The sequence below is a fragment of the Stenotrophomonas sp. genome (assembly GCF_059505245.1).
Genome location: NZ_JCACKF010000011.1, coordinates 15,673 through 27,298 on the forward strand (window position 1 = coordinate 15,673; position 11,626 = coordinate 27,298).

The following is an 11,626-nucleotide window of genomic DNA, read 5'->3' on the forward strand; positions in this document are numbered from 1 at the left end:
GCCAGCGGCCGGCACTACCACGCTTCAACGATGGCGTTTTTCCAGCACCGCGCGCGCATCATCCAGCGACAGCCCGCGCGCGCGCAGCAGCACCAGCAGGTGGTACAGCAGGTCCGACGCCTCGCCCAGCAATGCCTCATCATCCTGCGCCACGGCGGCCAATGCGGTCTCCACGCCCTCCTCACCCACCTTCTGCGCGATGCGGCGGATGCCGCCTTCAAACAGGCTGGTGGTGTAGCTGCCGGGAGGGCGCTGCGCGTCACGCATGGCCACCAGCTGGCCCAGCCCACCCAGGAAATCCTTCGGCGCCTGGTCGAAACAGCTCTCGGCACCGGTGTGGCAGGTCGGCCCGGCCGGGCGCGCCATCACCAGCAGCGTATCGGCGTCGCAGTCGACACGGATCGACTGCACCACCAGCACGTTGCCGGACTGCTCGCCCTTGGTCCACAACCGCTGCTTGCTGCGGCTGAAAAAGGTCATGTGGCCGATGGCCAGCGTAGCCGCCAGCGATTCGGCGCTGACATAGCCCAGCATCAGCACCTGCAGGGTATCGGCATCCTGCACCACGGCCGGCAGCAGGCCGTCGCCCTTGCCCCAGTCCAGCGCCTGCAGCGCATCCAGCGATGGCCTCACTTCAATAGACATCCCGCACCTCGATCTGCTGTCCGCGCAGGTAGCGCTTCAATTCTGGAATGGCGATGGTGCCGCTGTGGAACACACTGGCCGCCAACGCACCGTCGACGTCGGCCTGGTCGAAGGCGTCGGCGAAGTGCTCCATCGCTCCGGCACCACCGGATGCAATCAGCGGCACCTGGCACAGCGCCCGCGCCTGCTGCAGCTGCACGACATCGTAGCCACGGCGCACACCGTCGCTGTCCATGCAGTTCAGCACGATCTCACCGGCTCCACGCCGTTGCGCTTCGACGATCCAGTCGAGCGTGCGCAGCGGCACCGCCTGGGTCTTGTCCGGATCGCCGCTGAAACGACGCACCCGCCATTGCCCGTCGGCCTCGCGCACCGAATCGACCCCCACCACAACGCACTGCACGCCGAACTCGTCCGCCAGCTCGGTGATCAGCTCCGGCCGGCCCAGCGCCGGCGAATTGATCGACACCTTGTCGGCACCGGCGAACAGCACGCGGCGCGCGGTTTCCACGCTGTCGATGCCACCGGCCACGCAGAACGGAATGTCGATCAGGCGCGCGATGCGCTCGATCCACGCCACGTCCACCGAACGCGCTTCGGGACTGGCGCCGATGTCATAGAACACCAGCTCGTCCGCGCCCTGGTCGCGATAGCGCTGCGCCAACTCGGCGATGTCGCCCATGTCGACGTGATCGCGGAAGCGCACGCCCTTGACCACGCGGCCATCGCGCACGTCCAGGCACGGAATGATGCGGCGGCTCAACATGCCAACGCCTCGCTCAGGTCCATGCGCTGCTCCAGCAGTGCCTTGCCGAGGATGGCACCGCCGCAGCCGGCAGCACGCGCCTCGGCCACATCGGCCACGTCACGGATGCCACCGGACGCCTGCACCGCCACACCCGGCAACAGCGCCGACAGGTGCTGGTACAGGCTGATGTTGGGCCCGGCCAGCATGCCGTCGCGGGCGATGTCGGTGCACAGCAGATGGCGCATGCCGGCGCGTGCGTAGCGCCGGGCCAGGTCATCCAGGGTCACCCCGGCATTCTTGGTCCATCCGTGCACCGGCAGCTGCCATTGCCCCTGGGCGTCCTGGCGCGCGTCCAGCGCAATCGTGATGCGATCGGCGCCGAATTCCTCCAGCCAGCCGACCACTTCATCGGGACGACGCACCGCCAGCGAACCCACCACCACGCGGCCGGCGCCAGCTTCGAGGATGCGCGCCACATCGTCGCGGCCGCGCACGCCACCGCCGGTCTGCACCTGCAGCGGGGTCTGCGCGCGAATGGATGCCAACAGCGGCGCCAGCGTGTAGCCACCGGCCCGTGCGGCATCCAGGTCGACCAGGTGCATCCACTGCGCGCCCTGCGCGGCGAAGGCCTGCGCGCGCGGCACAGGGTCATCCCCATAGGAGGTTTCCTGCGCGTAGTCGCCCTGGCGCAGCCGCACCACGCGGCCGTCGCGGATATCCAGCGCGGGGTAGACGATGAAACTCATGCAGCAGTGCCCTCGAGGAAGTTGCGCAGCATCAGCGAGCCGGTCTCGCCGGAGCGCTCGGGATGGAACTGTGCGCCGTAGTAGCGCCCCTGCTCCACCACGGCGGTGAACAGGCCACCGTGGTCGCAGGCAGCGACGGTGTGGGTATTGAGCGGCGCCGCATAGCTGTGCACGAAGTAGGCGCTGGCGCGTTCCGGCACGCCCTGCAGCAACAGCGATTCGCGCAGCGGCAGCAGGCGGTTCCAGCCCATGTGCGGCACGCGGATGCCACAGGCCGGCACCAGCTTGCGTACCACGCCCGGAATCAGTCCCAGTGTCTCTACGCCCGCTTCCTCGGAGCGTTCGAACAGCAGCTGCATGCCAAGGCAGATGCCCATCAACGGCACCTCCAGTCGCTGCAGCGGTTCCACCAGGCCCTGAGCGTGCAGGCGCTGCATGCCGGGACCGGCGGCGCCGACGCCGGGCAGGATCACCCGCCGCGCACCAACCAGGCCGTCCGCATCGCGCACCAGCCGCACCGTCGCGCCCAGGCGCTCCAGTGCGTAGCGCACCGAGCCCAGGTTGGCGCCACCGGCATCGATCAGCGCAACATCGCTCACAACGCCCCCTTGGTACTCGGCAGTGCCGTGCCCTGCCGGGCCAGCGCCGGACGCAGCGCGCGCGCCAGCGCCTTGAAGCAGGCCTCCACCTTGTGGTGATCGTTGTCGCCGCGCACCTGCAGGTTGAGGTTCAAACCGCTGGCATCGCACAGCGAACGGAAGAAGTGCGGCACCAGCTCGGTCGGCATATCGCCCACGCGCTCGCGCTTGAACTCGCCCTCGAACACGAAATAGGGGCGGCCGCTGAAGTCCAGCGCAGCGCTGGCCAGGGTCTCGTCCATGGGCAGGGTGAAGCCGTAACGGCCAATGCCGCGCTTGTCGCCCAACGCCTCGCGCAGGGCCTGGCCCAGGGCCAGCCCGGTGTCCTCGATGGTGTGGTGCTCGTCGATGTGCAGGTCACCCTCGGCCTGGATGTCCAGCGCGAAGCCGCCGTGCTTGCCGATCTGCTCCAGCATGTGGTCGAAGAACGGCAGGCCGGTGGCAATGCGTGCATCGCCCGCGCGGTCCAGGTCCAGCTCAACGCGGATCTTCGTTTCTTTGGTGTTGCGCTGGACAACGGCGGTGCGCGGCGCGTCGGCCAGCGCATGGGCGATTCCCGGCCAGTCCCACTGCCCACCAAACTGCGCGGTGCGCAGCTGGAAACCACGGATGTTGAGGTTGGCGGCAAACTGCAGGTCGGTGATCCGGTCACCGACCATGCCCGAGCGTGCCCAGTCGATGCTGCGGTCCTGCAGGTAGGCGGTCATCAGGCCGATGCCCGGCTTGCGGGTCGGCGCATTGTCCTGCGGCCAGCTGGAATCGATCAGCACGTCACGGAAGGTGATGCCCTGGCTCTCGAAGATCTGCAGCATCAGGTCGTTGGGGCCATCGAAGCTGGCGCGCGGGTAGCTGTCGCTGCCGAGGCCGTCCTGGTTGGTGACGATCACGAACTGGTAGCCGGCATCACGCAGCTTCAGCAGCGCCGGGATCACCTGCGGCACGAAGCGCAGCTTTTCGTAGGCGTCGATCTGGAAGTCGGACGGCTCCTCGATGAGAGTGCCGTCGCGGTCAATGAACAGGATCGGGGTCATGCTGCGGCCCTCCGCGCCGACAGGGCCGCAAGCACGCGGTCATTCTCTTCGGGGCTGCCGATGCTGATGCGCAGCGCATCACCCAGCTGCGGCGCAGCGCGCTGGTCGCGCACCACCACGCCCGCAGCCAGCAGCGTATCGAACGCGGACTGGGGATCGGCGAAGCGGACCAGCAGGTAGTTGCCGGCCGAGGCATACACCCGGCACACGCCGGGCAGGCCGGCCAGGGCTGCACGCAGGCGCTCGCGCTCGGCGATCACCGTGGTCACGCGCTCGGCGGTGCGCGCCAGCGCGGCCGGCTGCAGTGCCTGCACGGCCAGTTCCGCGCACGGCGTCGGCACCGGGTACGGCGCCTGGCAGCGACGCAGCAGGGCAATCAGCTCCGGGGCAGCGATCAGCGTGCCAACGCGGGCGGCCGCGAGCGCGTGCGCCTTCGACAGCGTGCGCAGCACCGCCAGATTGGCGTGCGCGGCCAGCAACGTGGTCGCCGACGGCCGTTGTGCATACTCGACATAGGCCTCATCCACCACGACCAGCGCCTGCCCGCGCAGCGCAACCGCCACGCGCTCGACCTCATCCAGGGCGATGTCACTGCCGGCCGGGTTCGACGGCGCACACAGGAACACCAGCTTGGCACCCTGCGCCTTGGCCGCGTCGATCACCGCATCCAGATCGGTGCGCAGTCCATCCTCGCTGTCCACCAGCGGCACTTCAATCAAGGCGGCACCCTGCAGGCGTGCGCAGACGGCGTACATGCCAAACACCGGCGGCGTGACCAGCACGCCATCGCGACCCGGCACGCACAGCGCGCGCACCAGCAGATCAATGGCTTCGTCGCTGCCGCGACCGATCAGCAGCTGCTGTGGCGTCACGCCGTACAGCGCCGCCAGTCCCTCGCGCAGCGCGAGCGGCTGCGGCTCCGGATAGCGCCGGCTGCTGCCTGCGGGATCGGCCGCATTGGCCCAGGCCGACTCATTGGCATTCAACCAGACCTCGCCCTGCACCGCCGCGCTGCGTGCCGAGCTGTAGCCGGCGAAGGCCTGCAGGTCCGGGCGCACCAGTGCCAGCACCTCATCGATCGCCGCGCTCATGCCGCCACCTCCATGCGCAACGCAACGGCACGCTCGTGCGCATCCAGGCCTTCGGCACGGGCGATGATGCGCGCGCAGCCGCCGATCGCGGCCAGGCCGGCGGCGCTGGCGCTCTGCACGCTGATCAGGTTCTGGAAGCTGGCAACGCTCACGCCGCTGTAGGCACGCGCGGCACCGGCGGTGGGCAATACGTGGTTGGTGCCGCTGCAGTAGTCACCCAGTGCTTCGGGGGTGTAATCGCCCAGGAACACCGAGCCGGCCGCCTGCACCTTGTCCAGCCATGCGCGCGGATCACGCAGGGCCAGGATCAGGTGCTCTGGTGCATAGCGGTTGCTGATCGCGAACGCCTCGTCCAACGCATCGACCTGCACCAGCCGCGATGCCGACAGTGCCTGGCGCGCGATCTGCTGGCGCGGCAGCAGGGCCACCTGGCGCTCAACCTCGGCTTCGACCGCCGCCAGCATCACGGCGTCGTCGGTCAGCAGCAGCACCTGCGAATCCGGACCGTGCTCGGCCTGCGACAGCAGGTCGGCGGCGACGAACGCCGGATTGGCGCCAGCATCGGCAATCACCAGCACCTCCGAAGGACCGGCAGGCATGTCGATGGCGGCGGCGCCGTCCTGTGCGACCTGCTGCTTGGCTTCGGTAACGAAGCTGTTGCCCGGCCCGAACAGCTTGTCGCAGGCCGGAATGCTGGCCGTGCCATAGGCCATCGCCGCGATCGCCTGCGCGCCGCCCAGCTTGAACACGCGCTGCACGCCGGTCAGGCGGGCGGCTACCAGCACTGCCGGATCGGCACTGCCGTCGGCGCGCGGCGGGGTGCACAGCACCACCTGCGGGCAACCGGCCAGCTGCGCCGGAACGCCCAGCATCAACGCGGTGGACGGCAACGGCGCGCTGCCAGCCGGTACGTACAGGCCCACCCGGCCGATCGGGCGCAGCATGCGTTCGCAGACCACGCCCGGCGCGGTTTCAACTGCATAGCCTTTGCCCATGCCAGCGGCGTGGAAGCGCGCAATGCGTTCGGCGGCGTCCACCATCGCCTGTCGCAGTTCGGCGGGCACGGCGGCTTCGGCAGCGGCGAATTCGGCTTCGGAAACTTCAAACGAGGCCAGCTCGACGCCATCGAAACGCGCCGTAATCGCACGCAGCGCATCGTCGCCCTGTGCACGCACCTGCGCGATCAGGGCCGCTACGGCATCGCGGGTCTGCTGCGCCACGGCCTGCACCGGGCGGGTCAATGCCGCGCTGCGCGCGGCCTCATCAAGTCGGGACCAGATCAGACGGTTCATGCCAGCGATCGCTCCACGCTCAGTACCATCAGGCCCTGCGCGCCCGCGCGCTCGAGTTCTTCCATGCGCTGCCAGCTCAGCGGGCCGGGGCACATGGTCTGCAGGCGCAGCGCGCCACCATCGGCCGGCAGCCGCACCAGCGGCTCGGCATCGGCCAGCAGCTGCGCCAGCGCGTCGACGCGATCTTCGCTGGCACGGAACATCAGCAGCTTGCGGTCCTGGCGCTGCACCACGCCGTCGAGGCGGCGCAGCAGCATCGCGCGCAGCGATGCACGTGCGTCATCCGGCACGCGCATCGCACCAGCCAGCACCGCCTCGCTGTCGAGCAGGTTGTGTACCGGGGTCAACTGGTTGGCACGCAGCGTGGCGCCGCTGGAGACCAGATCGCAGATCAGGTCGGCGGTACCCAGGCGCGGGGCGATTTCCACCGACCCGGACAGCTCGACCACCTGCGCGTCCACGCCCTGCTCCGCCAGCCACTGCTTGAGGATGGCCGGGTAGCTGGTGGCGATGCGGGTGCCGGCCAGCTGCGCCGGACCCTGCCACTGCCATTCCTCGGGCACCGCCAGCATCAGCCGGCACTGGCCGAAGCCCAGCCCGCGCAGCGCCTGGTAGGCGTCCGGCAGGCCGATCTGGCGACGCGCTGCGGCCTGCTCGTCCAGTTCATTGCGACCGACGATGCCGAGGTCGCAGACGCCATCGGCGATCAGGCCGGGGATGTCGTCGTCGCGCACCAGCAACAGGTCCACCGGCAGCGATTCGCCGTAGCAGAACAGCTTGTCGCGGCTTTCGCGCCAGCTCAGACCACAGGCGCTGAGCAGGTTGCGGGCGGGCTCGGCCAGCCGGCCACTCTTCTGGATGGCGATACGCAGCCGGTCTCGTGCCGGCGCTGCCTGGGTTGCACTCATGGGGGAGGTCTCGAAGTTCGGAACGGGGCGCGGATCAGCGCGAAGCAAGGCGGTCGATGGCGGCGGCATAGCCTCGATGGCCATGCTCGAGCGTGCGTGCCACCCGTCCGGTGGTGGTCACGCTGACGCCGGTGCGCTCGTGGATCTCGCGGTACGGCACGCCCTGCTGCAGCAGCGGCACCACCTTCCAGCGGTCGGCCATGGCCTCCAGCTCGGCCGGGGTGCACAGGTCGCGCAGGAATGCCTCGACCTGCTCCGGCTCGCGCAGCGCGGCAAAGGCCCGGGCCAGGGCTTCCAGGTCGGCCTTCGGGTCTTTGGCGGCAATCTCGGGGCGGGCTTTCACGGGGTCGGTTCCATGCATCAATGTAATAGCGCGTTAGTACATTAGCGCATTCTTTCGCAGTGCGTCAAATCGGAGCCTCATGGGGTCAGATCCGTTTTCCAAAGGAAAACGGATCTGACCCCTGGACCGGATGCCGGAAATGCAGAACGCCCACCAAAGGGCGGGCGTTCTGCTTTCAAATCAACAACCTGGCTCGACTCAGGGCAGGCAACGCACCTCCGCCTGCAGCGTCCCGCGCCGCGGGCACTCCCCGAACAGGCTGCCCTGCCGGCTCGGCAGGGACTGGATGTTCTGCAACGCCCCTGCACCCGCCGGGCACGTCCGCGAGGCCAGGGCCCGCAGGTCGCCCTCAAGCTCCGCGCGGTCGATCACGTGACAGCGATCAACCTGCAGCCGGTACTGCGCCGGGCCCAGCCGATCACTGCGCAGCACCGGGTCACTCTGGCAGCCCGCCAACAGGAGCACGGTGAGTACCCCTGCGACGGCCGGCTTCACACCATCGCCCTGGACTGCTCCAGCTCCACCAGCAGGGTGCTGGCCAGCTCGTCGCGCGACACTTCGAACTGCTGTTCACGCAGCAGGTCCTTCACCGCCACCACGCCGCGCGCGAGCTCGTCTTCACCGGCCAGCACCACGAAGCGGATGCCGGCCTTGGCCGCGTACTGGAACTGCTTGCCGATCTTCTTCGGCTCCATCTGCACTTCGGTATTGATGCCACCGGCGCGCAGGCGGCGCGCGATGTCCAGCGACTGCGGCATGCCCTGCTCGTCCATCAGCGCCACCAGCGCCTGCACGCTGCTGGCTTCGATGCCGTCGATCAGGCCCGCCTCGCGCAGCTGCCAGAACAGGCGCGACAGGCCGATGGAGATACCCACGCCCGGCAGCTTCGACTTGCTGTAGTGGCTGGCCAGGTCTTCGTAACGGCCGCCCGAACAGATCGAGCCGATCTGCGGGTGGTCGGTCAGCGTGGTCTCGTAGACGGTGCCGGTGTAATAGTCCAGGCCGCGCGCAATGGAGAAGTTCAGGCAGTATGCGGTTTCCGGCACGCCCAGCGCCTGCACCAGCTGCAGCACTTCGCGCAGTTCGGCGACGCCGGTACGCAGGATCTCCGAAGAACCGGCGTCGGCTTCCAGCGTGGCCAGCTGCGCCAGCGCATCGGCATGGCCCTGCGAACGCACAGCGACGAAGGCCAGGATCTTCTCGACCTGTTCTGCCGGGATGTTGAAGCCCTCGCCCACCAGCGTCTCGCGAACGTAATCGGCGCCACGCTTGTCCAGCTTGTCCACTTCGCGCAGCACCGCCAGCTGGCGCTCGCCTTCAGCCACGCCCAGGCTCTCGAAGAAGCCGCGCATCAGCTTGCGGTTGTTCAGCTGGATGCTGAAGTCACCGATGCGCAGTTCCGAGAACACCGCATGGATGACCGCCAGCACTTCAGCGTCGTACCGCACGCTCAGGCTGTCCTTGCCGATCACGTCGATGTCGCACTGGTAGAACTCGCGGAAACGACCGCGCTGGGCACGCTCGCCGCGGTACACGCGCTGCATCTGGTAACGGCGGAACGGGAAGGTCAGTTCGTGTTCGTGCTCGGCCACGTAGCGTGCCAGCGGCACGGTCAGGTCGAAGCGCAGCGCCATTTCCGGCAGCGAACGGTCGCCCGACTCGGCCGCGTTGGCCAGCGCGCCGGTGGACTGCACGAAATACACCTGGCGCTCGGTCTCACCACCGGACTTGGTCAGCAGCACGTCGGACAGCTCGAACACCGGCGTCTCCACCGGCAGGAACCCGAAGCGCTCGTAGTTGCGGCGGATGACGTCCAGCATGCGCTGGAACGCAATCTGCTCGCGCGGCAGCAGCTCAAGGGTGCCGGGCGGGGTACGGGGCTTGATCACGGGCGGAACTCCTGCTGGAACGGGACGTGGGAGGGGGCAACATTCTAGCGCCCCCGCCTCCGGCAGGGTCGAACGGCCGCTTGAAGTATCATAAGGCCCTCCCCGCCCGCGATACGCCCCCCGCAACATGTCACGGCCTTCCGGCGCTCCGCCCGCCACCAACGATCCCGCCTCGCCGTCCTGCACCACGCTGGACTGCCTGCACTGCTCGGTTCGGCACCTTGCGGTGTGCTCGGCGCTGTCGCCAGACGAAGTGCAGGCGCTGGAACAGGTCACCGTCTCGCAGCAGGTCAGCATGGGCAGCACGCTGGCCCGCACCGGCGAAGAGCGCGACCATGTCTATACATTGACCGCCGGCGCACTGCGCCTGGTGCGCACCCTGGCCGACGGCCGGCGCCAGATCAACGGTTTCGTGCTGCCCGGCGACTACCTGGGCCTGAGCGGCAGCGACCACCATCGCTACGACATCGAGGCCATCGCCGACAGCCGCGTGTGCCGTGTCGCGCTGCCACAGATGAAGGCCCTGCGCAGCCGCTTCCCGCACCTGGAGCGCAAGCTGCTGCAGCGCGCCTGCCAGGAACTGGATGCCGCACAGGATGCTGCGCTGGCGCTGGCACGCCTGCAGCCGGCCGAGAAGCTGGCCGATTTCCTGCTGCGCCTGGCCGCGCGCGAGGCCAAGCTGGGGGGCGACGGCCTGCGCGTGTCGCTGCCGATGGGCCGCGGCGATATCGCCGACCATCTGGGCCTGACCATGGAAACGGTCAGCCGCACCTTCACCAAGCTGCGCCAGCAGGGGCTGATCGCCCTGCCCCACCTGAACGTGGTGGAGATCCTCGACGAGGATGGTCTGCGCACGCTGGCCGGTGAAGGGTTGATCTGACCGCATCGCGGTTGGTTGGGTTGCCGGCCAGCGGCCGGCACTACCGGACGGATGCAACACGGGTAGTGCCGGCCGCTGGCCGGCAACCGCCTCCATCTGCGATCAACGCAGCAACACCTCGCGCAAGGCCGCGTAATCTGCCGCCAATGGTTCGGCGTGCGCTGGTCGCTGCAGCAAGGCATCCAGCGCAGGTGGCACCGCCACCGTTTCGCCGATCAGCGGCTCGACCACAGCCTCGAACTTGGCTGGATGCGCCGTAGCCACCGCCGCCCAGTCGCCCTTGGCACCGCGCGCGCGCAGATCCTGCAGCACCTTCACCGCCGTCGCCGTGTGCGGGCAGAACAGCTCGCCGCGGCTGGCATGCGCTGCGGCAATCGTCGCGCGGATGGTCACGTCATCCACCGCGAACGCGCGGAAAGCTGCACGCAGCTCTGCGTCGTCGCCGTGGTAGAGCCAGCGCAGTCGCTCGAAGTTGCTCGGCGCACCCACGTCCATTGCATTGGCCACCGTCGCCACACTGGCCTGCGGCTGGTAGTCGCCACCATTGAAGTACGCCGGCAGCACGACATTGGCATTGGTGGCCAGCACGATCTGGCCGATCGGCACGCCCAGCGCGCGCGCCAGCACGGCCGCCATCGCGTTGCCCAGATTGCCGGTCGGCACCACCAGGTTGAGCCGGCGACGATGCGCGACGTAGTGGGTCAACGCTGCATGCGCGTAGTAGCTCATCTGCGGCAGCAGTCGGCCCAGGCTGATGCTGTTGGCCGAGCTCAACGGCACCTGCGCCTGCAGTTCGCGGTCGGCCAGCGCCTGCTTGACCATCGCCTGGCAATCGTCGAATGCGCCCGTCACGCGCAGGGCCTGGATGTTGTCGCCGAAACAACCGAGCTGATGCGCCTGGCGCGGAGACACGCGACCCTCCGGATACAGCACCACCACGCGCACGCCCGGCTGGCGATGGAAGGCCGCCGCAACGGCGGCACCCGTATCGCCGGACGTGGCGACGACGATCGTCAGATCGCGATCCTTGCCGCCCTGCAGCCGCGACAGCGTACCGGCCAGGAAGCGCGCGCCGATATCCTTGAATGCCGCCGTCGGCCCATGGAACAGCTCCAGCACATGGTCACCCTCGCCGAGTGCACGCAGCGGCACCGGGAAGTCGAACGCTTCGCGGCAGATCCCCGGAAGCGCAGTCTCAAGTGCGTCGCCCGCAAACAACGGTGCCAGCAGATCGGCGGCGGTATCGGCCAGGGTCGCCCCGGCCTGCAGCTTGCGCGCGGCCGGCAGATGCGCGGGAACATACAGCCCGCCATCGGGCGCCAATCCAGCGGCGATCGCCGCGCTGAGGCCAACGGCGGGAGACTGCCCGCGTGTCGAAACAAATTGCATGGGATCGGTTTCCAGAGAAGGGGAAG

At 68.7% G+C, this 11,626-nt stretch carries 13 protein-coding genes; 1 reads left to right on the forward strand and 12 read right to left on the reverse strand.

The window, feature by feature from the left end; all coding sequences use genetic code 11:
* Positions 1–24: 24 nt before the first annotated feature.
* The 11 genes from hisIE to hisS form a co-directional block, all read right to left on the reverse strand.
* Positions 25–645, reverse strand: coding sequence for a bifunctional phosphoribosyl-AMP cyclohydrolase/phosphoribosyl-ATP diphosphatase HisIE (hisIE, locus tag AC5JLE_RS03905; protein ID WP_014646954.1), 621 nt, complete (start codon positions 643–645; stop codon positions 25–27).
* Positions 635–1,411: an imidazole glycerol phosphate synthase subunit HisF gene (hisF, locus tag AC5JLE_RS03910; protein WP_164110612.1), complete on the reverse strand. Its 777-nt coding sequence runs from the start codon at positions 1,409–1,411 to the stop codon at positions 635–637. The genes hisIE and hisF overlap by 11 nt, the downstream gene beginning before the upstream one ends.
* Positions 1,405–2,139: a 1-(5-phosphoribosyl)-5-[(5-phosphoribosylamino)methylideneamino]imidazole-4-carboxamide isomerase gene (gene hisA / locus AC5JLE_RS03915; protein WP_164110610.1), complete on the reverse strand. Its 735-nt coding sequence runs from the start codon at positions 2,137–2,139 to the stop codon at positions 1,405–1,407. The genes hisF and hisA overlap by 7 nt, the downstream gene beginning before the upstream one ends.
* Positions 2,136–2,738, reverse strand: coding sequence for an imidazole glycerol phosphate synthase subunit HisH (gene hisH, locus AC5JLE_RS03920; RefSeq protein WP_032957991.1), 603 nt, complete (start codon positions 2,736–2,738; stop codon positions 2,136–2,138). The genes hisA and hisH overlap by 4 nt, the downstream gene beginning before the upstream one ends.
* Positions 2,735–3,808 (reverse strand): bifunctional histidinol-phosphatase/imidazoleglycerol-phosphate dehydratase HisB, encoded by a 1,074-nt coding sequence (hisB, locus tag AC5JLE_RS03925; protein ID WP_053494372.1) that lies wholly within the window; start codon positions 3,806–3,808, stop codon positions 2,735–2,737. The genes hisH and hisB overlap by 4 nt, the downstream gene beginning before the upstream one ends.
* Positions 3,805–4,899, reverse strand: coding sequence for a histidinol-phosphate transaminase (gene hisC / locus AC5JLE_RS03930; protein WP_069118396.1), 1,095 nt, complete (start codon positions 4,897–4,899; stop codon positions 3,805–3,807). The genes hisB and hisC overlap by 4 nt, the downstream gene beginning before the upstream one ends.
* Complete coding sequence (gene hisD, locus AC5JLE_RS03935) at positions 4,896–6,191, reverse strand: histidinol dehydrogenase (protein ID WP_032957995.1); 1,296 nt, start codon at positions 6,189–6,191, stop codon at positions 4,896–4,898. The genes hisC and hisD overlap by 4 nt, the downstream gene beginning before the upstream one ends.
* On the reverse strand, positions 6,188–7,099 hold the full coding sequence (gene hisG, locus AC5JLE_RS03940; protein WP_032957997.1) for an ATP phosphoribosyltransferase: 912 nt from the start codon (positions 7,097–7,099) through the stop codon (positions 6,188–6,190). The genes hisD and hisG overlap by 4 nt, the downstream gene beginning before the upstream one ends.
* 34 nt (positions 7,100–7,133) lie before the next feature.
* The gene (locus AC5JLE_RS03945; protein ID WP_005416326.1) at positions 7,134–7,442 is read right to left on the reverse strand and encodes a YerC/YecD family TrpR-related protein; all 309 of its coding nucleotides are present in this window, start codon (positions 7,440–7,442) and stop codon (positions 7,134–7,136) included.
* 198 nt (positions 7,443–7,640) lie between these two features.
* Entirely contained in the window at positions 7,641–7,937 is a 297-nt protein-coding gene (locus AC5JLE_RS03950) for a hypothetical protein (RefSeq protein ID WP_164110608.1), read from the reverse strand.
* Positions 7,934–9,331 (reverse strand): histidine--tRNA ligase, encoded by a 1,398-nt coding sequence (gene hisS, locus AC5JLE_RS03955; RefSeq protein WP_032958002.1) that lies wholly within the window; start codon positions 9,329–9,331, stop codon positions 7,934–7,936. The genes AC5JLE_RS03950 and hisS overlap by 4 nt, the downstream gene beginning before the upstream one ends.
* A gap of 127 nt (positions 9,332–9,458) precedes the next feature.
* Between hisS and AC5JLE_RS03960 the strand changes: the two genes are divergently transcribed.
* Positions 9,459–10,211, forward strand: coding sequence for a Crp/Fnr family transcriptional regulator (locus AC5JLE_RS03960; RefSeq protein WP_010482595.1), 753 nt, complete (start codon positions 9,459–9,461; stop codon positions 10,209–10,211).
* A gap of 102 nt (positions 10,212–10,313) precedes the next feature.
* Here the strand turns inward: AC5JLE_RS03960 and thrC are convergent, their stop codons facing one another.
* The gene (thrC, locus tag AC5JLE_RS03965) at positions 10,314–11,600 is read right to left on the reverse strand and encodes a threonine synthase (protein WP_496065057.1); all 1,287 of its coding nucleotides are present in this window, start codon (positions 11,598–11,600) and stop codon (positions 10,314–10,316) included.
* Positions 11,601–11,626 lie beyond the last annotated feature (26 nt).